This is a genomic window from Planococcus shenhongbingii (assembly GCF_030413635.1).
GTDB lineage: Bacteria > Bacillota > Bacilli > Bacillales_A > Planococcaceae > Planococcus > Planococcus shenhongbingii.
The window spans coordinates 762,276-787,859 of record NZ_CP129235.1 but is presented as its reverse complement, the minus strand read 5'-3'; the positions used below and the strand labels follow the sequence as shown (position 1 = coordinate 787,859).

Here is a 25,584-nt window from a genome sequence, read left to right as displayed (position 1 = left end):
GTTCTTACTGAATCAGTGCATGACCGGAATATGGATTTTAAACAGATGCAACCGAGACAGGAGGAACCGCAGTTGAAAATCGCCGTTTTATCAGACATTCATGAAGGGTTAAACCGCAAAAAAGCAGAAACAGATATTCTAGCTATAGTCGAACAATGGGTAAAAAACCACTCCCCTGACGTATTCATCGTGAGCGGAGATCTAGCTGCCGGCCCTGAAAAAGGCTTGGCTCTTTTAAATCGGCTGCAAGACGGTTTTCTGGAAACCAAGCTATTATTCGTCCATGGCAACCACGATGTCTATGCGGAAGATTCCGCCGCTGCCTATTCCAAACTTCTCGAGTTCCGCGGAAATCTTGGCAACGGCCCTGTCCAATTGAACGAGGACTGGGTCGTAATCGGCGATGGCGGCTGGTATGATTACACATTCGGCGTTGCGGGATTTACTGAACAGCAATTTGCCAAAGGCGTATTCGGCAGCTTTACCTGGCCGGATAAAACGTATGCCCACTGGCCAGTAACCGACTCTGCCTTGACGGAGCAGTATACCGCAAAACTGGAGAACTGGCTCAAAGAATATCGCGGCAAAAACATAATCCTGGTCACTCATGTTGTACCGTTCGCTCATTTTCTGCAAGTGAAGGAAGATCCGAGCTGGGATTTCTTCAATGCGATGATGGGAAGTTCGCGCTTTGGCGAACTGGCGTTGGAATACCAGGTCAAAAAGCTTATTTTTGGCCATACCCATACACGCTATCATGAACATTATAAAAACATTGAAGTAATCTGCAATCCACTCGGCTATTACCCACATGAATGGAACCTGCAGTCGGCTGAAGAAGAAATCGCATCAACGATTAAAATGATTGAAATTTAAAGATTTGCGCTTTCCGCATCTTCCCTTTTTCGATGCTGCGACTGCTGGCCAATACCGTTAAACAAAAAAAGCCGCCTTCGATGGATTCCATCGAAGGCGGCTTTCTCATTAGGTTTTACCATGAAGGAATAAGCGATCCGCTGAAATCTTTTTCAATGAATTGTTTTACTTCATCGCTATGGTACAGTTCAAGGAATTGCTTGATCGCTTCATCGTCTTTGTTTTCAGTGCGTGACGCAACAAGGTTGACGAAAGGCGAATCGCTTGGTTCGATGAAAATCGAATCTTCTGCTGGCACAAAGCCCGCTTCAAGTGCGAAATTGGTATTGATCGCTGCTGCATCCAGCTCGTTCAATTGGCGTGGAATTTGAGCAGAGTCCAGTTCGATAAACTCGTAGTTGTTTTTGTTTTCAGCGATATCCATCACAGTCGCCTGCAAGCCGACGCCTTCCTTCACTTTAAGAAGGCCCGCTTTTTCGAACAACGCCAAAGCCCGTCCGCTATTGGTCGGATCACTCGGCAAACCGATTTTTGCTCCTTCCGGCAGTTCGCTGACATCTTTGTAGTCTAATGAATAAATGCCCATCGGAAACGTGACCGTATCACCGACGCGGACCAAATCCAAGTCCCGGCTTTTTTTCATTTCTTCAAAAAACGGTTCCGTCTGGAATGAGTTCAAGTCAATTTCCTCTTCTGCTAACGCAACATTCGGCATTACGTAGTCAGAGAACACTTTCGTTTCAATGGTGAAGTCCAGTCCTTGCTCTTCTGCAAGCTCCGCAACTTTTCCGACGAGCTCTTCATGCGGGCCACCGGTTACGCCGACAGTTAAAACACCGTCACTGACAAGGCTTTCCGCTTCTTTAGTTGATGCCTCTTCACCACTTCCGCAAGCTCCTAAAACTGCTGCTGACAAAACCAGTACACTTCCTGCTATCCATTTCTTCATGTCATTTCCCCTTTTCCTGTTTCTTTTTCATTGCCAGTGTGGCCAGTAAAACCTTCAACTGCATGCAGCCGTTGTAATGACAACCGCTTCCTTTTTTGTGAAAAATAAAAATGCCTCTCTTAAAAGAGAGGCATTCAAAAAAGTTTGAGTTTACACCTCTCTTATTTTCCAAAATACCAAGTATTTTGCAGGATGTAGCACCTTTTCATGGTCGTTCAAAACCTTGAATGGTTGCCGGGCTTCACAGGGCCAGTCCCTCCGCCGCTCTTCATAAGAGATTTACATATTTAATTTATATTTTCATACTATTTCAATATAACGCAAAAAGCAAGACCCATTTTGTTTATTGTGAATTTTAGCAATAAAGAACCAGAGTGAAATACAACTTAGGTTTAGAATTTCCATTGATAAAGGAAAGCGATTTTTTCGTCTCTCTGCTTCCTTTAAATCAGTCTCACAAATGCTCCTTGAACCACTCAATTTGCGGTGGAAGAAAACCCGACAATCCTGGTTCTCCATAGGCACTATAGTGGCCGCCGGGAAGAATCACTAATTTTTTTGGCTCATGTGCTTTTTGAAATGCTTCTATGGTTAAATCCGCTGTCGCCAACATATCATTTTCTGCCACCAATATTAATAAAGGTGTCGGGGAAATACGCTCAATCGTGCTGCTTGGGCTATATTCCAAAAGAGCTTCCATTGTTTCAAGCGTAATTCTATTTTCCCAATTTGGTGCAATCGTGTTCCCTGTTTCAGTAAACCACTCAAAAGCCTCTGGAATTGGCAAAGCACTTACTTCACCTTCTGGTGCAACTACCGGCACATACTGGTGCTCGGCTCCCATATAACGGGCCAGACGGTAAGCACTTAGATTTTGGACGAATCCTTGGAATATATCATTTCTCATTAACCGTTGAGCACTCTTCCATCCGTTTACCACGGGAGTTTGGGCTACGACAACTTTCACCCGCGGATCTATTGCCGCCAAATGCAATGCATGAGCTCCGCTGTAGCCAGTTCCCCAAATGCCAATTCGATTTTCATCTACTTGATCATGAGTTGAAATCCAGCTGATCGCATTTCTATAATCTTTATGCTGCTCTGCAGGAATCACATGCTGCCTTGGCTCCCCTTCACTTTCCCCGATAAATCGGTAATCAAAAACCAATACGGCAAATCCTGCCTCTGCAAATTTTTCTGCGAAGTTTTTCAAATGCATCTCTTTCACCGCATTAAATCCATGCGCCATGACAATCGCCGGTTTCTTACTAGGCTCGCCTCCTTCCGGAACGTATAACCAGCCCTTGCAATTTAACCCTTCACTCGCGAACGTAATATCATTCTTGATAACGTTCATTCCATCCCTCCTTTGGAATTTATTATTTCGAAAATATAGCAAAAACTTCCTCTTTCTAAATATATCAGAAAAATCAGATAATTAATATAAAGGATTGATTATTGTACAGGTCAATTGAAGGAGAATTCCTTTTAAAGACCCTGGTTAGTATTTTTCATTACAAACCCTAGCAGAGCTGCCCGAAATCGGCCTGCCTTATATTCTTCTAAAACATTAAGTTTTGCTCTATAACCCATCATGCCCAATCATTCTACAAGAAAGGAAAGCGCAAAAAAAGGACCAAGAGTTTCCTCTAAGTCCTTGAAGGTTTTCCTATTATTTGTTCTTGTATTCCGTCACAATCGTGCCAATCAGAATCCCCATTACTCGGCCTTTGAACGCATCCGGCACAGATTCCCCGGTTGGGTTTTTGTAATACAGCCGATTGGCTTCTTCATTATACGTAAAGCCAAGTTCCATTAATTTCGTTTTTAACGGCTCCGGCAATTGGTCGCTGCCTGTCACTTCTTTAAAGTAAGGTGTTGTATAAATGGAAACATCGACGTCATCCAAGCTGGATTCGAGAACGAATAGATCCGTATCACTTTTCACAATCCATTGGCCTTTAGAGCTGACCGCTAATTGCATATGTTCCAAAGTGGAAATGCCCTCCAGATTAACGCCGAAAATCTGGTTGATCAGCACGCGGCTTTCTGCGCCAGTGAGTGCGTAATCATGTTCTTTCAGATAGCGGTCCATCACTTCATTTTTCGCCATTTCCATAATCCGTGCATCTTGCTTAGTCGATGCCGGTTCTTCGTTCAAAGAGACGCGCAAGCTTTCCATCACATCTGTAGGATAGCTGGCCAATTTGCTGCCATAATCCATCTTCGAAACGTAGTTCAGATCGATATCAAAGATCTCTTTTACCGCCAGCCGAACTTCATTTCCTTTGACCTTTTTACCGAATGAAGCTAAGTAACGGTCCATGACGTTCACTTTCGGCATCGTTTGAATCACGGCATCTACTTGTATTGACTTAGCATCCACTCCCAAACTAACCCGGACCGCTCTCATCACTTTCTTCGAGTACTTGGCATCCTGTTCAATATGCTGCGCTTCGTAAGCTTGAGTATTCGAGTATGCCGGTGCTTCTGCAGCATAGACGCTTCCTACTCCGCCAGTCAAAGTTACAGTTGTAATTGTGCTAAATAAAACAATATTTTTTGCCATGGTCTTAATCTGGTTTCTCATCTTCATTCCTCTTTCTAGTCATCCTATTTTTCACATTATCCGAGACAGGGGGGTCTTACTAATCTTTAATGTTTACAACTTTTCCTATATATTACATTAATAATTACTTTTAATCTACCTAAATAGTCTTTTATACCTGTCGTCACTCGTTACAATTCTAAAAAACGACACAATTTATTACATTAAATAAAAAACCGCCGCTTCCTAAACGTTAATACGTCGGAAGTGGCGGTCTATACAATTTAGATTATGTCGCATTTCCAGATTTATCGGGAATGGTTTCCAGCTGAAAATGGGTATACTACATTAAACTCAATCAGGAGGTTTTAATATGGCAACTCCATCAAGCTACCGAATCGATTCCGCTTCAAGAGTGATTAAGGCGTCGCCGAATGCTATCTACCAAGCGTTCATGAACCCTGTATCTTTGCGTTCTTGGCTTCCGCCAAAAGGAATGTCGGCCCATATGGACGTTTTTGAACCTCACGAAGGCGGAACTTACCGGATGACTCTTACCTACGAAACCGATCATCCAACCCCCGGAAAGACTTCCGACAATACGGACGTAACCGAAGGAAAGTTTTTGGAGTTGGTTCCGGACACCAAAATTGTGTGTTCCGGAAAATTCGATTCTGAAGATCCGGCGTTTTCCGGCGAGATGAGTCAGACTTGGTATTTGGAAGCCGTTCCAGCAGGAACAAAAGTGACAATCGTTTGCGAACACGTCCCTGAAGGAATACGAAAAGAAGACCATGATACCGGTTTAAATTCCACACTTGAAAACCTTGCTGAATTTATTGAAAAATAGAAGGTGGAAATTAAATGGCTTCTGCAGAAGCCATTTAATTTCCACCTTTCTTAAATCTTAGACAGCTTATCCAACTGCGTTTTGGGTGCATGAATTTCAACTCTGTATTCTGTTTCACAGGCAAGGTTGTCATCACGGTATTGCCGTAATCTTATAAAGTTTATTTATTCGTCAACGAAGCAATGGTTTCCTCTTGCCAAGCTGGAAGGGTTTTGCTTAACGGTTTGTCTTCCTTATAACCGAGTACATATTCCGCTTGCATAATGGTATGGATTTCACGTGTCCCTTCATAAATGACCGGCGCTTTGGAATTCCGCAAAAAGCGGCTGACCGGATACTGGTCTGAATAGCCATAAGCTCCATGAATCTGGAAAGCGTCGTCTGCAGCCTGGTTGGCAAAATCACAGGCTTGCCATTTAGCCAGAGACGTTTCTCTCGTATTGCGCTTTCCTTCGTTTTTCAGTTCACCGGCCCGGTACACAAGCAGACGGCTCATTTGATAGCCCGCTTCCATTTTCGCAATCATTTGCTGAACAAGCTGGTGTCTGCCAATCTCTTTTCCGAAGGTTTTGCGTTCGTGGCAATAACTGACGCTTGCTTCTAAACAAGCCATAATTTGCCCCACTGCTCCTGCAGCAACAGTAAAACGGCCATTATCGAGTGCCGCCATCGCGATTTTAAATCCTTCCCCTTCTTCGCCAAGCAAATTCTCTTTTGGCACTTTGACATCCTCGAAGAACAACTCCCCGGTATTGCCTGCCCGGATGCCGTGTTTCCCTTTAATCGCTTTGGAAGAAAATCCTTCCCACGTCCGTTCTACAATAAATGCCGAAATTGCTTTATGTTTCCCTGACTGTTCTCCTGTATAAGCGAAAACCAGGAAATGGTCAGCCACATCGCATAATGAAATCCATGTTTTTTGGCCATTCAGAATATAGTGGTCGCCGTCTTTTTTCGCAGTCGTCTGCATCGCAGCCACATCTGATCCAGCGCCTGGCTCGGTCAACCCAAATGCCCCGATCTTTTCTCCGCTGGCTTGCGGCGTTAAATACTTCTGTTTCTGTTCTTCGGTTCCCCACTGAAGAAGCGTCATGCTATTCAGTCCGATATGGACCGAAACCGCTGTACGGAAAGTCGTGTCGCCCCGCTCCAACTCTTCACAAACGATGGCCAGTGAATTATAATCCATGCCACTGCCGCCATATTGTTCGGGAATGCATACACCCATCAACCCCAGTTCTGCAAGTTTGGAATAAATCGCCGGGTCTGATTGCCCTTCGCGGTCCCATTCTTCGATATACGGCATGATTTCCTTGTCTACAAAATTCCGGGTAGCGCTGCGCAGCAATTCCTGTTCTTGAGTAAAGTTAAAGTTCATCGTTTTTCTCTCCCTTATTAGTTATATGTTTTCATTTTTTTCAAGCGGTTGAATACTTCCTCATTATGTTCTCCCGGCATCGGCGGATGACGTTTCACTTCCACTGGCGTTCTGGACAATTTCAGCGGGCTGCCGATCATTTTGATTCGGCCGGCTGTCGGATGATCGTGTTCGATAAACATATTCCGTGATTGAAGCTGCTTGTCATTTACAACGTCCTCCAAGTTCTGAATGGGACCACTCGGAACATTGCATCCTTTCAGTTTTTCTTGCCAAAAAGCTGTTTTCTCCGCTAATAATTGCTCTTGAAGAATTGGAATCAGCTGTTCCCGATTCTCTACACGCACCGGATTTGACTTATACTTGTCATCCCAGGCAAGCTCCGGTTTCCCAAGAACTTTGCACAGCGCTGCAAATTGATGGTCGTTTCCGACAGCAATTACCATTTCCCCGTCAGCAGTGCGGAATGTTTGATACGGAACAATATTGGCATGCGTATTTCCGAGAGCCGTCGGAATCTTTTCTGACATCAAGTAACTGCTGCCAATATTGATCAATGCGCTCACCGCAGAATCATACAAGGAAATATCGAGCTTTTGCCCTTTCCCTGAAACGGTGCGTTCCAATAAAGCTGCCTGGATGCCAATGCACGCATACAGCCCCGTCAGGACATCGACAATCGCAACCCCCGACTTTTGAGGGCCTGATTCTGTTGTTCCCGTTATGCTCATCAACCCGCTCATGGCTTGGATGATAAAATCATAGCCTGGCATATCACGCTCTGGCCCCGTCTCCCCGAACCCGGTAATTGAACAATAAACGATGCGCGGGTTCAACTCCGCCAAGGTCTCATACCCCAGCCCAAATTTTTCCATTTTCCCGGTTTTGAAGTTGTTGATCACCACATCACTTTCCGAAGCCAGCGTTTTAACGATTTCAACGCCTTCTTCCGTCCGGAGATCCACTGTTATGGCTTTTTTGTTTCGATTGGCACTGAGATAATAAGCGCTTACGTCTTCCTTGAAAGGCGGCCCCCACCTCCGGGTTTCATCGCTTCCTCCGGGCGCTTCCACTTTCAGGACTTCTGCGCCTAAATCGCCTAAGATCATCGTGCAATAAGGACCTGCCAGTACCCGTGATAAATCCAGGACTTTGATATTCTTTAACGCTCCAGACATGATTTCACTCCTTTCGTGGCAACAAAAAAGCCAGTTCAAATAGACAACAGCAAGCTGTTTATCCAAATTGAACTGGCTTTTATCTGTGGCGAACAACCTGGAAGAGGTTGTCGGCAGACTAGGCAGTATGGGATTATACATTTAAAAATTGACCATGCGGGACGAACGCGTTTGCGTTTCGGCATGATTCGTACTTCCAATCCTAACCTATTAAACCCTGCTTGTAAACAGAAAAAATAAAATAATCTGAAAAATCAATGGTAAGTTTCACGAGTCTCGTATTGTTTGTGCAAATCCTTTAAGGCGGAAATCAAGGCATTCCCTGCTTTTCCTAAGTAATGACTTTTCAGTTTTGCGATCGGTTCTTCTATCCCGTCTTGAAGGCTGTACCCTCTCAGCAATTGATGTATGAATTCCTGGCCGTGAGCCGTCGCTAAAGTGCAGCTGGCGGTTACAATCACGCCGTATTTTTTATCCACTTCTGCTGTAATCGTCAGCGTTTCGTATATATTTTGGGCTGCCATTCCAGAAGGCAGCCGGGAGTGGCCCGCAATAAAAATCGTGTTCATCTTTTCATTCCCTTCTTCAAGAAACAAATCTTAACTCTTTCAGTATAATAGCATTCCACACAGCTTGACGCCTTCTTTAATTCCGTCTCAATGATCTGTGTTGTCTTAATCTTTTCGATACACCACTTCGAAATCACGCTCCCAATTTACACCGTCGTCCGATTTTTCCAATAGGCTTCGTATGGTCTTTCCCGTGTCATCGACTTCTCCGGTAAAACGCTGCTGGAACTTCAAAGGCGAAAAATCGGCTGTGTTTCTCCACCATTTCCAAACTCCATTCTCCAGGTTCATGGAGTACAGACGGGTCACTCCCCGCGAATCGAAATAATGCATCAAATACTGGCCCGTATCCGGATTGCAGTCGTAAATAATCGTGTTATCGGGAAATTCGCTTTTGTTGATATGCGTGCGTTGGATGACATACTTCTCATCGAGCCACCTAAAATTGGTTTGGCCTGAGATTGGGCTTGGCTGAATATGAGGGTGAATCACTTCCATGTTCCAATTGCCGATGAAAAAGTCCATTCGCTTCATCATGTCGTCTCGAGCAGTTGTTTCCATCACTAATCCCTCCCGTTTCGTTGCAATTTGGCCGCTTCCTTCGTCATTCGCTGGGCACATTAAATATCTTCAGATTCTTTTTGACAGTATATTCGCCAACGGTTTTCCAAAGTCCTTTTATTTGCATAGATGAATCTTTTCAAATCAAAAAGGACCATGAGTCGCCTCTTGATCCTTGTCAGCTTTTCAATATTCTGCTGTCAGGCAGTGCCTGGGACTTGTTTTGCTTTTGGATGATCAACCGCTCTAAGCGGGGACGATTATACCGCTGGGTAATGATGAATGGAATATTAAAGAAAAAAGCATAGGCTACGTTCATCCAAAATGCCTCTGCCGGATTCCATAGACAAAAAAGCGGAGCAGGCAGCATCACTAACCAATGGGTCAATTCCGCTCTTCTGGATTCAACCACGAACTCAGCCAAAGACGGGCTATCGTGTCCATGAAGCGCCTGCTTGTTATAAGCGCTCGGGAAAAACATGGACCCGTCCGGCAAATGCCCTTTCCATCCTTTAATCCGAAAAAGCTGCTGCCACAACTCCCCATTCCGTTCAAAACGGAATGAGCGGAATAGCCGGTCATGGCGGACAAACCAGTGAAAAGGAATACGAGTCGCACCATAAGAAATGACGAGTTGAAAAAACGTCCATGCAGCAGCATCCGCCAATACAAGCCAACCGATGGGCAATTCAATTAACGGCATTTGCGGATCACCTCAGCATTTTATTTAAATTAGGGCATTGCGCCCCGCCAACTCGTTGATTTGCGTAGATGGTCAAATAAAGAAAGTGAACAAAGCAATAAAACCGGATAGAAACACAGTCATTGTGAACGGCTTATTTTCCCTTATCGCGCTTCACGATTTTATCGCTCACTTGCTGGCCGCTGAGTGTGACCATCGGCATGCCGCCGCCAGGATTTACCGTACCGCCGACAAAATAGAGATTATCAAAAAGCTCACTTTGTTTTTGGTGCTTGAAGCCTTTATTCGTCTTTTTATCAGAAACGGTACCGTAAATGGCTCCCCGGTCGGATCCGTAGGTGCGTTCAATATCATGGGGAGTCCAGACGTCGCGCGTCACAATATGATCCCGCAATCCATGCAAGCCCATACGTTCCAGCTTTTCCAGAACGCGTGCTTCGAACTTCACATAATCCTCCGCGGTAAATGGATGGTCTTGGATATAAGGGATATGCGGCAAGATCTTTAAGTTCTCATGTCCGGAAGGTGCTTGGGACGGATCGGTTTTGTTGGCATTGACGACGTAAATAGTGGGATCGTCCGGCAGCTCGTGTTTCTTGAACACTTTCTCCATTTGTTCATGCAAATTCTCCGAAAAGAAGAAGTTGTGGTGATTCAAGAAAGGATATTCCTTTTTCACCCCAAGATGCAGGACAAGGCCCGAACTTGACGGTTCAAACTTCTTCTCCAGCTTCCGCACAAACTTCCCTTTGGCAGCCACCATCTTTCTATAGAACGGAATCACTTCCATATTCGATACGTAATAATCGGCGGCCTTGAACGATCCATCTTCCAGTTCAACACCCGTGATTTGCTTATTTTTATTGGTATGCGCCTGTGCCACACCCATCCCGGTATGGATTTGAACGCCTTCTTCAACCGCCAGCTTCGTCAAGCCTTCCGCCAATTTATGCATCCCGCCCGGCACATACCAGCAGCCTTGCGCATGCTGCATGTAAATCATCATATTGAGAACCGCCGGAGCACTGTATGGAGAAGAACCGACGTATTTGACGAAATAGGAAAGCATATCACGCAGATGCGGGCTGCTGATCCGTTTGGAAATCGCTCCATGCACAGTTGAATTCACGTCGAAGCCTTTTAAAGCTGCCATGGCTCCGTGATGCTTAACGGCCTCTTTCACCGTATCAATGCCTTCTGCAAAATAGCCGGCTTCCGTCGTGTCATAAAGCCGTTTTGCGTACTTTAAAAATGCATAATACTCTTTCATGCCCTTATGGGAAAGCGCCGGATTTTCCCGTTCCATCAAGCGAAGATCTCCATATAAATCCAACACCGTCCCGTCCGGAAAGAAAGAACGCCATTCGCGCCCGAGCCGCTTGATGGGCACGTAATCAACCAAGCGCTTGCCGCTGCCACGGAATAGCTTATCGAAAATATGCGGCATGGTTAAAATGGACGGGCCCAGGTCGAAGCCGAAACCGTCCTGTTCCAGACGGTTCAGTTTGCCGCCCACATGTGTATTCTTCTCATATAAAGAAACAGCGTACCCGTTTTGTGCGAGAGAAATTGCAGCAGATAAACCGCCGAGCCCTCCTCCGATAACGAGTACGGATTTGTTGGGATTCGCCATATGTGTACCGTCCTTCTTTCCGAAGTTATTTTCATCCATATAAGTTGAACAAAAGAAATTCACTTTTGCATGCCGCTTCGGCCGCTTTGAGTAAAGCAAAGACTTGTGCCCTTGCATCGCTGCGCTAGCTCCGTCGCAAGGGAAATGCTGTATAAGAAGTAGTCAGAAGCTTTCTCTCTTTTTAACTAGAAGATATGGAGCAAAACAGCGGAGACTCCCGCAGGACAGCGAGACAGCCGAGACCCCGCAAGACGCGAAGCGGCTGAGGAGGCTTGGCGCGAGCCTGCAGGAAAGCGGAGCTGTTTTGCGGAATATCAAAAAGTGATGATTATTAACTAAACTTATATAATTGAGTCACTCAAAATCCGCACCATTTCCCGTTTCGTCACATAGTTTTTCCGGGCGAAACAATCGTAATTGTTTTGGCGGACACTCCCTAAAATCCCTCGGTAGACTTGTGCAGATACCAGCACAGGAAAGCGGCTGTCTTCGTCAAAGTTCGAAACGCATTCAAGAAACTCGTCATACAAATCTTCAGCACGCTTGGCCATCCCTTCCCACACTTCTATGAAACTGCCGGTGATTTCTGCGTTGGCCAATTGCTCAACGCGGTAGCCTGCTCTCTTGAGTTCTTCTGTCGGAAGGTAGATTCTTCTTTTCCCGCGGTAGTCTTCTCCGACATCCCGTAGAATATTCGTCAATTGCATCGCTACTCCGAGACTGACGGCAGAATCTGTACAATCCACTTTCGAATTTGAAGCAATAATCGGCAACAGCATCCGGCCAACAGATCCGGCAACGTAATAGCTGTACGTTTCCACATCTTCCAGCGTTTTAGGGGCGGAAAAAGAAATATCCATCCTTTGCCCTTTGATTTGGTCATAAAATGGCTCGAGGTCCATTTCATATTTGTTGAAGACCACACGCAATGCACGCCATAACGGATGATTGATTTCCTGCTTCCCGGCAAAACGATCAAGTTCGTCTGTCAGTTTATCCAAAGCTGCCAGCTGAGCTGCACTTCCAAGGTTTTCATCCACGCTGTCATCTGCCGTCCGGCAAAAAGCATAAAGGGCATAGACGGCTTGCGCTTTTTCCTCCGGCAGTTTTGAGAAGGCGTAGTAAAAACTTTTCGAGTGTCGTTTAATGATTTGTTCACAAAACGCAAAGTCGTCTGGAACAGACATTTGAGCAGTCATAGAAAGCTCCCCTTTCAGCGGGTATGGAATAGGATTCCTTTGTCATCATGCAATAGTTCCTCCGTGGCGATTCGTGCGGACAGCAGAACAATCGGAACACCGGCGCCCGGGTGAGTGCTGCTTCCTGTAAAGTAAAGGTTTTCACAATGAGTGGCCTTACTTTGAGGGCGCAAATGATTGCTTTGTGCAAGTGTTGGCTGAAGACCGAAAGTTGCTCCGTTGTAGGCATTAAAGCGCCGTTCAAAATCGGGCGGGGTCATATACGATTCAGATACGATTTCCTGTTTCACGTTTTCGAATCCTTTGACTTTCTCCAAAGCACCTAAGATATTGTTGCGGTAATGCTGGATTGTTTCATCGTTCCATTCATATTGTGAAACCGATTTGTCGGACACCGGAACGAGGACGTACAGCCCGTCTTTCCCTTCAGGCGCGAGGCTCGGATCCAGCTTAGAACCAATATAAACATAGAATGAGGCCGTGTCGAGACGTTTTCCTGAAAAGATGTCATTCAAGTTCTGTTCTAGTTCTTCATTGAAAATAAAGTTGTGGGCATTCGGCACTTCCTCATACTTCTTATCCATGCCGAGATACATCAAGAAACACGAGCACGAGTATTTCATATTGTCGATTTTCTTATCGGTATATTTTCCTTTTGCCTTTGGTTCTGCAACCAGATTCTTCATCGCATAAGGGAAATCGGCATTGCACATCACAAAGTCTGAAGGAATGAATTCGCCGTTCACTTGAATGCCTTTTGCTTGGCCGCTTTCAATCACAATCTCATCCACCGAAGAGTTGTAGCGGACCGTACCGCCCTTTTCCAAGAATAAGCGTTCAAGAGACTGTGCCAAGGTATACATCCCGCCTTTAATGAACCACACGCCATACAGGAATTCGATCATCGGAATCATTGTGTAAAGAGATGGGCCGCTGTAAGGAGAAACACCGATATACAGGGTTTGGAAACTGATCATTTGTTTCAGGCGTTCATTTTTAATGTATTTGCTGATGAAAGTATCCGCATTGTCGAACGTCTTCAGCTTTAACCCTTGGCGCAGCACCGACAGATTGTAAAAGTCGGATGGTTTGCGGAAAGGTTTTTGAAGAAAATGTTCTTTAGCGACTACGAAACGGCTGTAGATTTCTTGGATGTATTTAAAAAAGCCTTGTGCATCTTCTTCTCCAAATTGTTCGAGCGTTTTTGTCAGCTTGATCAAGTCTGAGCTGATTTCGTAATGTTCATCCCTCTCGCCTTCAAAAAAGACGCTGTACATCGGATCCAGACGCTGCATCGGAATATAGTCATCCGGGTCGACGCCGCACATTTCAAATACTTCACGGTAAAGTTCGGGCATCATGACAATAGTTGGCCCTAAGTCAAACTGATAACCGTCTTGTTGGATTCGGTTCATCTTTCCGCCAGCCATGGCTTCTTTTTCATATAAGGTAACTTCGTATCCAGCACACTGCAGTCGGCAAGCACTCGCAAGCCCGGCCACGCCTGCCCCGATGACACTAACACTTTTTTTCAAATGAATCTCCTCGATTCTACTTTTAGTCTAACGCTTCACTTGTACAAGGTTTGGCCAAAACATTTTACAGTTAACCATAGAAGCACAGTGTATTATTACCTTTTATACCCATCACAATCGGTTTGAAACATTCTATGCGTAATTTTTGTATAATGTTTATATAGCATTAGTATAAGGTAAGTATATAAGAAATACTAGGATTTCTTCGAAGAAAAGAGGCCCGGCACAATGAAAACAAACCAAGAGCATCGTCTTCTTGTAAAAGAAGTTTCTGAACTTACTGGTTTATCTCCGCAAGTGATCCGCAAATGGGAACAGCGCTATGGACTGATCTGCCCGAAACGGCATAGAAATGGCTATAGGTTGTACACATGCGAAGATGTGGGCACATTGATGAAAGTTTGCAGATTGCGGGACCAAGGCCATTCAATGAAAGAAGCACTGCATTTGTTCCATTCGCATCAAGCTCCAAATCCCGTTCCTAAAATGCCTTTAAGCGAAGATGTGCTGGCCCTTTTAGAGAAAGGCGCTATTTACGATGAGGCCGGTTTATTGCTGTTATTAAAGCAAGCCCTTCACCGTTATGGCTTGGAGAAATTCTTAAGCACTACGGTCCAGCCGTTGATGCGGGAAATCGGGGATTTATGGGCAAGCGGAAAATGGGATGAAAGCCAAGAAACCATCACCAGTTTGGCCGTCCGTGATTTCTTGGTCCAAATCCGAAGAAACTTTGATTTAGCGGAAGGGTCTCCTCTCATGCTCGGGTGCTGCTTGCCCCACGAAACGCATGAAATCCCCTTGCACATTATTTTGCTCCAAGCGATGATGCATGGATGGCAAACGATTGCAGCTGGACCTTCCCCGAAGTTGTCGTCGATTGAATACTTAGTGCAGCGATTGCAGCCACAGAAAATTCTGTTATCCGCAACAACCGCTACGCCGTTCCAGCACAATCTTCATTTGTTTGAACAGTTGGAAGACATTGCAGAAAGAAACGATGCTACTGCATTCTTCATAGGAGGCAGCGGCGTGTTCGACCACAAAATCTATTTCAAGCCGAATAGGATCCAGATTGCTTATTCCATGGCGGATGTTTTCGATGAAAACCGTGATGAAATTGATTAGTAAAAATAAAGTCAAAGATAGCTTATTTTCTATCATGGATGTCATCTTTCTTATTCCCAGCAAAAAAGACGGGCACCGTTTCAAAGTTGAAACGGTGCCCGTCTTTCATTTCCAGTAATTATTACATGCAGTAACATCACTCTCTATTTATGCGCCTAAGTTTATCCTTCTTCATTATCCGGCCATTTCATTGAAAAATAATCAGCTGCCAAATCGGCAGAATGACTTTTCCCGGCATCATCAAATTTCCATCGATAATCTCACAGAAGGGAAATGAATCATTTCAACAAGCTCAATGCACTTCTGAACAGCACATTTGCACCTTTCTCAATATCGGCTGCTTCTACACGTTCTTTCGGGTTATGGCTGACACCGTTCACGCACGGGATGAAGATGATCCCGGAATCCATGACGGCCGCCAGTGAATTCGCATCGTGGTTCGCGCCGCTCATCATCACCCGGTAACCCATGCCAGCTTCTCTGCAAACTTGCTCCACTGTGGCAACTATTTTTTCCGACAAATCGGATGGGTGCTTTTCGATATTCGGCTTGATGGCCACCTGGTGGTAAGTGGAGGCATAGTCCGAAAACCGCTCCGCTATTTCACGCATGGTCTCCATATCCGTCCCTCTGACTTCGAGGGTGAAATCCACTTGCCCCGGCACGACGTTCGGCAAATTCGGATGCACATACAATTCGCCGACTGTCCCGACATTCGGTTCACCATACATTTTGACGAGACGCTCGAATTCCAGCAGGATTTTTGCCGTGCTGATGAGCGCATCGTTCCGCTCTTCCATTCCTATTGTCCCGGAATGCGCAGCTTCCCCGTGGACAGTGACGTCCAGCCGCTTGATGCCCGCAATCGCATGGACGACTCCGATGTCCGCACCATTGTTCTCCAACTTTTTCCCTTGTTCGATGTGGAGCTCCAAGTAATTGCTGTACCGTTCTGCTCCGACGGTCTCTTTCACTTGCTGGAGGCTGAAAGGCGTACTTTCCAGTCGTTTGACAAAATCTTCATCAAATTCGATGGTTCCGCAAAATGCACGGCTGCCGAATGTGCCGCCCAGAATATTCGCTTCTTCACCGCGGAACGAAACGACCGTCACCGGCTTCTCTAATTGAGCACCGTTCTCCAACAGCGTGATCAATATTTCCAACCCAGCTACTACACCAAGTGCGCCGTCGTATTTTCCGCCGTTTTTCACGGTATCAAGATGTGAACCGATCAAAAGCCCTTTTTCAGCTTCCGGTCCGATGGTCCCGAATACATTGCCGATAGCATCGCGGTGCGTTCTAATGGAATACTGCTCACATTTTTCGATGAACCAGTCCAACGCCGATTTTTCTTGTTTCGTGTAAGCAAGGCGTGTGATCCCTTCACCTTCTGAAGTGATCTGGTTCAATTCATCAAGCAGATCCATTAGTCTTTGATGGTTAATCTTCATTTTTGATCACACCCTCCAAACCTTAATTTGGTTTTACAAATTGGACAGTGGCCCGTTCTTCTACATCTTTATCATGGGAATCCAATGTCTTCTCCGGAATCATGGACATCCCGCCCTTCGAGTACTCCGCTGCTTCTAATATTCCCGTTATTTATTCCAATTTCACCTTAGAAACTACTTCAAGGCGTTAAAATCTTTCCTATAATTTTTTTTCGAATTCCATCTTAATTCTCCTTCACTTTATGGGATGCCGCTCCCACAATCAACTCACCCTATTAAGCAATCAAACCGAACAATGACGCACTTAAACTGGACAGCTCAATTAACAAGTGCCGCCATAAGGCTTTTAAAAACAAAGACTCCAACCCCCTGTTTCCATGAAAAGTTTAAACAGGGGGTTGGAGTCTTCTATATTTAGATTGCTTGTTCTAGCTTAGTATGTGGAAGAAACCCGCTTTTGGAGGTTTTCCAACTGTTCCTTGAATTTGCTGCGTTATTCTTCGGCTTTTATTTGCGATAGTCAGAACGTTTCTGCCGCATTTCTTCTTTTGCCCGGTCCTGGAGATTTTTCTCTACATTCTGAGCATGTTCCACTTCTTCCTGGATATCGTTGGCACTGTAACGCACTGTTACCGCACCGTACTTCTCTAAAATCAGATTATAGGATTCTTCAGTCTGCTCTTGGGCGATTGCCACAATTGCCACTTCCCCTTCTTTCATCCGGGTAGAGAGCGCTGTAATGAGGTTCGATTCTTCCCTGGCTTCGCCTGTATCTTTGGCCATTCCGACCACTGACCCAATCCCGAACCCAAGCAGCATGCCAAGCGGACCGCCTAAAATTCCAACAAGCGTACCGATTAACCCGCCTTTCCACGTGTCATTTTGCGTCCGTTTGCCTGTGTCGAATCCATCCTGCATTATAATTTGTTCATTTGATTTTTTTAATAATACCACTTGTGACAACGTAAAATTCTCATTGAACGTACTGGCTTTCTTCAAATCCGATAACGCCTGATAAGCTTCGCTTTCCACTTTAAAATAACTAATGATGACATTTTCCATGTGTTTCATCCACTCCATTTTTTTATTATTCGAAATGCTGCTCCATATAATTCTTCCGTCACCGCCGTTTTTTTAGCAATAACGGCAAGCTTGGAAATACTGTCTACCTAGTAATTTCCAACAATTCAACGCCCGCATCAAACCATTTGCCATCCTGTTAAACAATAGCTCAGCGATGTAAAGGAGTGACAGGAGCACATATTTTATGGCCAGTGTCCATACCAAACAAAAATCCGTTTGATACTCACTCGCTGGACTTTTTTAGCCCTACCTTATAATACATACCCTTTTCCCCGGAATTTACTCTTAAATTTCAGGTGTTGCGGGTTTCCGTCAAAATCGAGCCGGTAACTGGAGCCGCTTTCCGGACCTTAGAGGTATTGCAATTGTGATTCCATTGAAGTTTAAAAGCCCAAATGACAGCGCCAGTAAATCCTGGTTCAATAGTAAATCAACCCCTTTGAGCTGGATATGAAGTAAAATGATTCAATAGGGCATTTTTTAAAAGGTTTTCGAAAGGATGAACGTAGATGGAATTATTGAAGAACGGACACGGGGAAACAGGGGAAAGAACCGTTTGGTGGAGTGTGTTCATTTTGTTGGCCATTGGTACGGGTTATATGTTTGCCAGTGGAGAAAACACAAAAGTGATGATGGGCATTTTCACACTCATACTGATGGGGGCAATCGCTTTTGCGCAAAGACGGCTTAAACATTCGCTGCCGAGCTTTTTTGTGAACATCGTTTATGGTTTTATCTTTATTTCAGTGGGACTGGGTACTTTTGGCGGTTTTTATGATATTCCGCATTTTGATGATTTTCTTCATATTGCATCAGGAGTCATGTTGGCGGTTGGAAGCTGGATTATCCTGCAGAAAATGCTGGGAGAACAGTTGACAGCCCGGCTCCCAAATGCTTTTATCGGCCTTTACATCATTTGTTTTTCGCTTGCTTCTGCAGCGGTCTGGGAATTGATGGAGTTCGCTGGAGATAAATTGCTCAACTTTACGATCCAAGGACGGAACCCGGATGACACCATGATTGATATGATCGACGGGTTAGTTGGAGGAACCGTTACGGCTTTTATTATTTTAAAGCAAAGACAAAAGAAATAAATCAGATAATCTATGTAAGATGCCCTGCAGTTTATCGAAAGCTATTTGAGATAACTCATTCAGAAACGGGGATTCAACCCGATTAAAAAAGCGACAGCCGGACATGCAATGCGTCCAGCTGTCGCTTTCACTTTTTTGAAAAATGAGATGCTTTAATAAAAGAAATGATTCAAAGCAAATTGCTTACACTTAAATTCTAAATAGGTTTTACTAAAATCAATTGGATAAATCCTATCTATTCCCTCCATTTCAGCAGGGTTATTTAAACAAATCCGGCTATTTTTTTACGTTCAGAACAAGAATTCAGTTCCCGATCTGCAAAGCCTGGTCTTTGTTCTGCAATACCGCCAGAATACTTAAAGCAGCGAGCAGGCTCGTTTTCGGGTTGCTTGGCATCGGATTGTTTTCGACTTGCAGCTGCATCTTTCCAAAATCCCCTTCCGCTTCGATCGTGTGGGTATTCCGTTCAACGGCCGGATCAACGATGACGCGCACTTTCGTTTTCTCGACTCCAATGCCAGCAAGTGCGAGCACCAATGCTACGTTGACATTCTTCGGGAATTTCTCGACGGCTTGATATGCGGAGCCTTCGAATAGCACCTTTTCTTCGTCCGATTCAATCCCGAGCGATGCGGGAGATTTCCGTGTCGTAATCTGGACACGCTCTAACCCACCAGCCGCTTTCGCCGACTGCAAGACGTCTAATCCACCGATTGCACCGGATGGCAAGAAGATATGTGTGCCGTTGGACTCCGCCAAACTTTTCAATTCATCCAAGAAGGCGACATCTTTAAACACGCCGATGCTGCTGACGACGAGATCTTTCTGATGGGCGACCACATCTTTTAAATAGATTTTAGCCGCTTCCACCGTCGCTGCCTCCACCACAATATCGAGCGGCAAGCCTAAAAATCCTTGAAGGTCTGTGTAAAAATCGGCTTCAAACTGTTCGCTCAACTGCTGCCCGACTTCCTGGTTGCGCCCGAAAATAGCTGTAACCCTTCCATTGGCTAGATGGCTGTGATTTATCTGTTCCAATAAATACGACGCAATGTTTCCTGTTCCGATGATTCCGATGTTCATGATTGGCCTCCTCATCTATTTAAAACAAAAATCAACACTACCATGATTATGACATACGTATGTAAATTTTAAGGAATGATGATTCTCCCTTTAATTACGCCGTTCCGCACCAGCCAGCTTAACAGCATTCCCCTGAACCTTAATTGTCTGTCCACCATTTCCCAAGATATCTTCAACGACTTGCCCCCCTCGATACATTAAGTATGGAACATTCCAACTTTGTTTATTCAATTTATGTGTTAAATTATATTTTATAAGAAGATCAACAAACAACAAGCAGTTTGATCAAACCTGAATGCGGCAGCCGAATCTCGGTCAGACCTAAAAGAAAGGTGGCAATAAACAATGGACATGAACGAATTTATCGATTTTTGCCGGAAAGGCAACTCCATCCCAGCCGACGATCAAGAATTATATGGATTATTGGTGCAATGCAGCTTTGAAGCGCAAAGGATCACCATGGAACTGAACACTTCCTATCATTCAAAAGAAGAAATCGTGGAGCTTTTCAGTGAACTGACCGGCAGCACTGTCGATCCGTCGTTCATGTGCTTCCCTCCGTTCTACACCGACTTCGGTAAAAATATCACCATCGGAAAGAACGTCTTCTTCAACACCGGCTGCTCGTTCCAGGACCGAGGAGGAATCCAAATAGGCAGCGGTTCACAAATCGGGATGAATGTCACGATTGCCACACTGAATCACGGACTGCCTTTGGAAACCCGGAACACAACCTACTCCTCACCTGTGGTCATCGGCAAAAATGCCTGGATCGGTTCCAGTGCCATGATCCTGCCCGGCGTGACAATCGGTGACAATTCAGTTGTTGCGGCAGGTGCCGTAGTGACGAAAGATGTCCCAGCCAATACAGTGGTTGCCGGAGTGCCGGCGAAGTTTGTGAAAGCGATCTAACGCAGCAACAAAAGCCTATTCCCTCCAGAAACCGCAGAGAATTAGCCGTTCAAAACTATACTCAAATTAAAAATGTTGCTACTCATGTTCAACTATCATTCTTTGGACTAAATTCAGAAACGGAGGGTCAAAATGAAAGGGCTCGACAAAATCAGCAGTCTAGCCGGCAAGTATTTCGCATTGATCGTCATCGTGTGTTCCGTGCTTGCTTTTATGGTTCCAAGTCTGTTTTCTTCATTTGGTGCGTACATCACCCTCTTACTCGGCGTCGTCATGTTCGGTATGGGGCTTACGTTAAAAGCATCCGACTTTAAATTAGTGTTTACAAATCCAATCCCGGTTCTAATAGGAGTAACCGCACAGTTCTCAATCATGCCAACAATCGCCTTTATCATTGCGTACTTATTGAGATTGCCTGCAGAACTTGCGGCAGGATTGGTTTTGCTGGGCAGCGTACCCGGGGGAACTTCTTCAAATGTCATGGTCTATTTGGCAAAAGGAAACGTCCCTCTCTCCATCACCATGACAAGTGCCTCTACTTTGCTGGCGCCTATTATGACGCCTTTTCTGCTGTTAATATTTGCAGGGCAATGGCTGCCAGTTGATCCGATTTCCATGTTCATGTTCATCATACAAGTGATCATCATTCCAATTATCCTAGGCTTGTTAATCAGTAAATTCCTGCCTGTGGTTACCCGAAAAAGCGTATCCGTCTTGCCTTTAATCTCCATTGCGGCCATCACCATTATTGTGTCAGCAATCGTGGCCAACAATAAAGATAATATTGCTGCGGCAGGCATTCTCGTATTTGCAGCAGTCCTGCTGCACAATGGCTTCGGGCTGCTGCTCGGATATTACGCAGCGAAAGCCTTAAAACTGTCTCCTCAGGATCAGCGCGCCATTTCAATCGAAGTCGGCATGCAAAACTCCGGTCTCGGAGTAGCCCTGGCTTCAGCATATTTCACACCGCTTGCCGCATTGCCAAGTGCCTTCGCCTCGGCATGGCAAGTGATAACCGGCACGTTTCTCGCTTCCTACTGGGCAAAACATGAAGTGCCAAAAGACAAGGACATTGCAGAAGTGCAGTCAAATCACAATTCTTTAGCTGATGTAAAAAGACCATCGAAATAGACGGCAATTTGCAGCAGAACAATAACAGCTTTAACTGTGCGCTGCAAAAGCTGATCAGTTCCAGGAAGCATTTCGCGGTCCAACAGACCGGGTCTTATACAGCTGCAAGTTAAAGACCTCCGTTCTAGAATCACCAGATTCGAAAATGGAGGTCTTTCGCAATTTTTATTGAACTTGGTTGTTCGATATCACTCTCTCTACTACCATTATACCGCTAATAAAAAATGATTTACAGACTGTTTTTCTCCGAATCCCTGCCCTATACTGTTTTATACAATGCGAATAGCACAGGAGGCAGATCCGTATGAATGACAAAAAAGATGTCTTAGACCCCGGTCCTTTCTTTCACGGAACAAAAGCCCAATTGAAGATCGGTGATTTATTGGAGGCGCAGAATTTATCCAATTACCAGGACAAGAAATCCAATTACATCTATTTCACGGCCACATTGGAAGCTGCCAAATGGGGAGCGGAACTCGCAGCCTCCAACGCCAAAGAAAGAATTTATCTGGTCGAACCACTGGGCGATTTTGAAAATGATCCGAACTTGACCGACAAACGGTTTCCCGGCAATCCAACACGCTCGTACCGATCCAAATCCCCTCTGAAGATCGTTGCTGAATTGGGATCTTGGGAACGGCATTCCGATGAACAAATCAATCATATGCTGGCTTCTTTAAAAGCCTTGCGGGAACAAGGAAAGGCGATTATATTGGACTGAATTTTTAAAAGGACATTGCTGATTAGTCCTCTCACATTATTGGCTAAAATAAAGAGATGAGCATCAGCTTCGAAATCAACCGATTTCGAAGCTGATGTTTTTTGTTTTGTTTAATTGCAAAATAAGTTCACTGTATTTCTTAAATAGTGTTCAATACCGACAAGCTCTTTTAATGCCTAAAATACGGTAAGAGCGGGTACGGAAAGATATAAAGAATAAATTACTGGAACCATTTCGGATTTTTTCACTCAAGAGGATGTCTATGCCTTGGCATTGATTTTTAATATTGCCATACATTTCATTGTTTTTTATTTACACAAAACAGGCACTGCAGAAATCTAAATAGGAAAGAAGGAGCTGACATGAGAACTGATTCTGCTGTAGATCTTGAACGAGAAATGGAAGAAAACAGGAAAAAGGATTATTCTTTGGACAAAATTCCGCGGGAATACCGGAGAATGGGCTGGCTAAGCATCACGAACATTACATTCGGAATCGCGACGGCCATTTTCTATTTCCAGATGGGCAGTGTTATGGCACTTCAATTCGGAGCAGCGAATGCCCTCATTTCAGCTGCCTATGCGATTATAGCAGCGGGCATTGTCGGTTCCTTTATCGTCTACCTGTCCGCTAAGTCGGGAATGAACGTCAATTTACTATCCCGAGGAGGATTCGGTTACATCGGAGCCTCGCTTACTTCTTTGATTTACGCATCAAATTTCATCATGTACTGTGCTTTTGAAGGCATGATCCTGGTGACCGCTATCCATGCATATTTTCCCGTAATCCCCCAGTGGATTCTTATCGTCATCTTTGGTTCATTGGTTATCCCCTTAAACTGGTTCGGCATCAAACAATTGGACAAACTTCAAAAATGGTCCTTGCCGATTTTCGGTATTTTTTTAATCGCGGCAATCGTCGTTGCTTACAACCGTCCATCTGTCTACGATGGAAGTTTTTGGACGTACATGCCAGAAGGTGCCCAGATCGGCGGCACAGCTTTATTATTATGCATCGGGATGCAACACGGCATCATGGGGCTGACAGCGCTGATCGCTTCCGATTATGCGCGTTTCCTGAAGCCGAAAGATTTGAAAATCGGCTCCATCGCAATCGGTTTTATTCCGCAGATTTTCTGTTTCGGCGTCATGGGCTGCCTCGGCATCTGGTTCGGGGTCCGAATCGGCGAATCGAACCCGGGCGTTTACATCGTCATCCTGCTCGGACTCGGCGGTGTACTGTTTACCGTATTGACGCAAGTCCGCATCAATATCACCAATATTTACAGCGCTTCGCTTTCACTATCGAGCTTTTTTGAAAATATGTTCCGGTTCACTCCAGGCCGGCGCTTCTGGGTAGTCGTGGCAGCTGTTACGGCCATGGCGCTGATGCTTGGCGGCATCATCGACCACCTGCAAACAGCGATGACATTCCAGGGGGTAGCGCTAATGTCGTGGGCTGCGATTCTCGTAACCGATGCGCTCATCGTGAAAAAATTGCTGAAAATCGGCCCCCCCTATTACGACGCAAGGCAAGAGAATTTGTTTAAATGGAATCCCGTCGGCGTAGTTTCACTTCTTGTACCGACTATAATCGGAACCGTTGCTGCACTTGGTTATTTCGGACTTTTCCTCCAAAGCACCGCCGCTTTCTTAGCCGCGCTGATGGCAGCTGTCATGACAGTGGTTTTGGCGCTGATCACAAAAGGTGCTTACTATGAGAAAGTGGAAGCGACAGATGTAAATAAAGATGATTATATTGCCTGATGGATTGAAAATGATTCCTGCTGTGAGGGCTGTCTGGAAAAGTTGTGAATAACGGCTTTTTGGGACAGCTTTTTCTGATGGGGATAACACGAAGAAGCCACATCCTGAAGGTTGCAGGAGTGGCATTGTATGGATTATAAATACTCGTGTGTTGCAGCAACTTAGCTAAAATTTTTTTTACATATGGATAGAATTTTAATGTTCAGTATAGATTGACTCGCATCATCGATTAGCAATGACAACATTCCCCTTCTTCATTCCACTCTCCACATAATAATGAGCTTGGCGCAGCTGCTCCAGCGGGAATACTTGGTCAATGACCGGCTTGATCTTGCCCTCTGCCAACAGTTTACTCAGATAGCGTAAATCTTCGGCTTTATAACTGGCCGCTCCCGCTATGATTTTCCGGTTGCCTTTTTTCGTCGGCAAAAGCCTCCGGAACATTTGGGAAAGGCTCGGATTGCCCATCAGGTAAATGCCTTTAGGCTTCAATGAGTTGATGGTTTTCGAAAAAGGGCTTTTTCCCGCAACATCGAAAATCACGTCATAGGTTTCGCCATTTGCAGTAAAGTCTTCTTGCCGATAATCGATTACGTTGTCTGCACCGATGGATAAGAGCATGTCCAACTTTTCCCCGCTGTCGATGGCCGTCACTTCAGCGCCTGAATTTTTGGCGAGCTGAACGGCCATCGTGCCGATGCTTCCGCCGGCTCCGATAATGAGCACTTTCTGGCCGGTTTGGATTTTCGCTTTTCGAAGAAAAAATAAGGCATTCATTCCGCCTGTCGGGATGGTGGCGGCTTCTTCAAAACTCAACCCTTCCGGCATTCGGGCGATGGCAGAGCTGCTGGGAAGGCAAAGGTAGTCGGCATACGCGCCAAGCTTCAATCCAGTCGCACCAAATACACGGTCCCCTTTTTTGAATAACGTCTGCTCATCTCCCGCAACTTCAACTTCTCCGGCGAATTCCTGCCCCAGCACATTCAATCTCGGTTTCCGCACGCCAAAAAACAGCCGCAGCGGAATCCACAATAACACCGGAAATTTAAAGCTCCGTATCTCGCAATCCCCCGCTGTTACAGTGGACGCATGAACTTTTATCAGAATTTCATCATCTTTCGGTACGGGCTTATCGAGCTGTTGCAGCTCCAAAACTTCCGGTGGCCCGTATCGGGTGCAGACCATGGCTTTCATTTTCCGTCCCCCTTTTTTTCCGATGAAAAGCCACCAGCCATGCTA

23 protein-coding genes and 1 riboswitch are annotated in these 25,584 nt (G+C 45.2%); of the genes, 8 read left to right on the top strand and 15 right to left on the bottom strand.

Annotated features, from left to right (window positions below; all coding sequences use genetic code 11):
* Positions 1-72 precede the first annotated feature (72 nt).
* Positions 73-876: a metallophosphoesterase gene (locus QWY16_RS03975; protein WP_300991591.1), complete on the top strand. Its 804-nt coding sequence runs from the start codon at positions 73-75 to the stop codon at positions 874-876.
* A 115-nt stretch (positions 877-991) separates the two neighbouring features.
* Here QWY16_RS03975 and QWY16_RS03970 read toward each other — a convergent pair whose 3' ends face one another.
* From QWY16_RS03970 to QWY16_RS03960, 3 genes are all read right to left on the bottom strand, one after another.
* Positions 992-1,825, bottom strand: a complete 834-nt coding sequence (locus tag QWY16_RS03970; protein WP_300991590.1) for a MetQ/NlpA family ABC transporter substrate-binding protein — start codon at positions 1,823-1,825, stop codon at positions 992-994.
* A gap of 158 nt (positions 1,826-1,983) precedes the next feature.
* Positions 1,984-2,102: riboswitch (SAM riboswitch) on the bottom strand.
* Positions 2,103-2,279: 177 nt separating this feature from the next.
* Positions 2,280-3,182 (bottom strand): alpha/beta hydrolase, encoded by a 903-nt coding sequence (locus tag QWY16_RS03965; RefSeq protein WP_300991588.1) that lies wholly within the window; start codon positions 3,180-3,182, stop codon positions 2,280-2,282.
* Between the two features lie 315 nt (positions 3,183-3,497).
* Positions 3,498-4,415, bottom strand: coding sequence for a hypothetical protein (locus QWY16_RS03960; protein ID WP_300991587.1), 918 nt, complete (start codon positions 4,413-4,415; stop codon positions 3,498-3,500).
* A 331-nt stretch (positions 4,416-4,746) separates the two neighbouring features.
* Between QWY16_RS03960 and QWY16_RS03955 the strand changes: the two genes are divergently transcribed.
* A complete protein-coding gene (locus tag QWY16_RS03955; RefSeq protein WP_300991586.1) occupies positions 4,747-5,223 on the top strand; it encodes an SRPBCC domain-containing protein in 477 nt (158 codons plus the stop codon).
* 160 nt (positions 5,224-5,383) lie between these two features.
* Here QWY16_RS03955 and QWY16_RS03950 read toward each other — a convergent pair whose 3' ends face one another.
* The 8 genes from QWY16_RS03950 to QWY16_RS03915 all read right to left on the bottom strand — a co-directional run bounded on the left by QWY16_RS03950 (position 5,384) and on the right by QWY16_RS03915 (position 13,979).
* The gene (locus tag QWY16_RS03950; protein ID WP_300991584.1) at positions 5,384-6,601 is read right to left on the bottom strand and encodes an acyl-CoA dehydrogenase family protein; all 1,218 of its coding nucleotides are present in this window, start codon (positions 6,599-6,601) and stop codon (positions 5,384-5,386) included.
* A gap of 17 nt (positions 6,602-6,618) precedes the next feature.
* A complete protein-coding gene (locus QWY16_RS03945; RefSeq protein ID WP_300991582.1) occupies positions 6,619-7,779 on the bottom strand; it encodes a CaiB/BaiF CoA transferase family protein in 1,161 nt (386 codons plus the stop codon).
* A gap of 254 nt (positions 7,780-8,033) precedes the next feature.
* A complete protein-coding gene (locus QWY16_RS03940) occupies positions 8,034-8,348 on the bottom strand; it encodes a DUF3870 domain-containing protein (RefSeq protein WP_300991580.1) in 315 nt (104 codons plus the stop codon).
* Positions 8,349-8,453: 105 nt separating this feature from the next.
* Positions 8,454-8,909: a hypothetical protein gene (locus tag QWY16_RS03935; protein WP_300991578.1), complete on the bottom strand. Its 456-nt coding sequence runs from the start codon at positions 8,907-8,909 to the stop codon at positions 8,454-8,456.
* 178 nt (positions 8,910-9,087) lie between these two features.
* Entirely contained in the window at positions 9,088-9,612 is a 525-nt protein-coding gene (locus QWY16_RS03930) for a glycosyl-4,4'-diaponeurosporenoate acyltransferase CrtO family protein (protein ID WP_300991576.1), read from the bottom strand.
* Positions 9,613-9,745: 133 nt separating this feature from the next.
* A complete protein-coding gene (locus QWY16_RS03925) occupies positions 9,746-11,245 on the bottom strand; it encodes a phytoene desaturase family protein (RefSeq protein ID WP_300991575.1) in 1,500 nt (499 codons plus the stop codon).
* A 341-nt stretch (positions 11,246-11,586) separates the two neighbouring features.
* A complete protein-coding gene (locus QWY16_RS03920; protein WP_300991573.1) occupies positions 11,587-12,444 on the bottom strand; it encodes a phytoene/squalene synthase family protein in 858 nt (285 codons plus the stop codon).
* A gap of 14 nt (positions 12,445-12,458) precedes the next feature.
* On the bottom strand, positions 12,459-13,979 hold the full coding sequence (locus QWY16_RS03915) for a phytoene desaturase family protein (protein ID WP_300991571.1): 1,521 nt from the start codon (positions 13,977-13,979) through the stop codon (positions 12,459-12,461).
* Positions 13,980-14,207: 228 nt separating this feature from the next.
* Between QWY16_RS03915 and QWY16_RS03910 the strand changes: the two genes are divergently transcribed.
* Positions 14,208-15,104 carry a MerR family transcriptional regulator gene (locus tag QWY16_RS03910; protein WP_300991569.1) on the top strand — a complete coding sequence of 299 codons (897 nt, stop codon included), beginning with the start codon at positions 14,208-14,210 and terminating at the stop codon, positions 15,102-15,104.
* A 278-nt stretch (positions 15,105-15,382) separates the two neighbouring features.
* Here the strand turns inward: QWY16_RS03910 and QWY16_RS03905 are convergent, their stop codons facing one another.
* Together QWY16_RS03905 and QWY16_RS03900 are read right to left on the bottom strand one after the other, a co-directional pair.
* The gene (locus QWY16_RS03905; protein WP_300991568.1) at positions 15,383-16,555 is read right to left on the bottom strand and encodes a M20 family metallo-hydrolase; all 1,173 of its coding nucleotides are present in this window, start codon (positions 16,553-16,555) and stop codon (positions 15,383-15,385) included.
* Positions 16,556-17,062: 507 nt separating this feature from the next.
* On the bottom strand, positions 17,063-17,626 hold the full coding sequence (locus QWY16_RS03900) for a DUF1269 domain-containing protein (protein ID WP_300991567.1): 564 nt from the start codon (positions 17,624-17,626) through the stop codon (positions 17,063-17,065).
* Between the two features lie 521 nt (positions 17,627-18,147).
* Between QWY16_RS03900 and QWY16_RS03895 the strand changes: the two genes are divergently transcribed.
* Complete coding sequence (locus tag QWY16_RS03895) at positions 18,148-18,732, top strand: DUF2238 domain-containing protein (RefSeq protein ID WP_300991566.1); 585 nt, start codon at positions 18,148-18,150, stop codon at positions 18,730-18,732.
* A 303-nt stretch (positions 18,733-19,035) separates the two neighbouring features.
* Here QWY16_RS03895 and nadX read toward each other — a convergent pair whose 3' ends face one another.
* Positions 19,036-19,815, bottom strand: a complete 780-nt coding sequence (gene nadX, locus QWY16_RS03890; RefSeq protein ID WP_300991564.1) for an aspartate dehydrogenase — start codon at positions 19,813-19,815, stop codon at positions 19,036-19,038.
* Between the two features lie 345 nt (positions 19,816-20,160).
* Here nadX and QWY16_RS03885 point away from each other — a divergent pair, with 345 nt between their 5' ends.
* From QWY16_RS03885 to QWY16_RS03870, 4 genes are all read left to right on the top strand, one after another.
* Positions 20,161-20,727 (top strand): sugar O-acetyltransferase, encoded by a 567-nt coding sequence (locus tag QWY16_RS03885; protein ID WP_300991562.1) that lies wholly within the window; start codon positions 20,161-20,163, stop codon positions 20,725-20,727.
* 132 nt (positions 20,728-20,859) lie between these two features.
* Positions 20,860-21,858, top strand: a complete 999-nt coding sequence (locus QWY16_RS03880; protein WP_300991560.1) for a bile acid:sodium symporter family protein — start codon at positions 20,860-20,862, stop codon at positions 21,856-21,858.
* Between the two features lie 304 nt (positions 21,859-22,162).
* Positions 22,163-22,579 carry an NAD(+)--rifampin ADP-ribosyltransferase gene (gene arr / locus QWY16_RS03875; protein ID WP_300991558.1) on the top strand — a complete coding sequence of 139 codons (417 nt, stop codon included), beginning with the start codon at positions 22,163-22,165 and terminating at the stop codon, positions 22,577-22,579.
* A 362-nt stretch (positions 22,580-22,941) separates the two neighbouring features.
* Positions 22,942-24,345 carry a purine-cytosine permease family protein gene (locus QWY16_RS03870; protein WP_300991556.1) on the top strand — a complete coding sequence of 468 codons (1,404 nt, stop codon included), beginning with the start codon at positions 22,942-22,944 and terminating at the stop codon, positions 24,343-24,345.
* A gap of 222 nt (positions 24,346-24,567) precedes the next feature.
* Here the strand turns inward: QWY16_RS03870 and QWY16_RS03865 are convergent, their stop codons facing one another.
* The gene (locus QWY16_RS03865; RefSeq protein WP_300991555.1) at positions 24,568-25,539 is read right to left on the bottom strand and encodes an NAD(P)-dependent alcohol dehydrogenase; all 972 of its coding nucleotides are present in this window, start codon (positions 25,537-25,539) and stop codon (positions 24,568-24,570) included.
* Positions 25,540-25,584 lie beyond the last annotated feature (45 nt).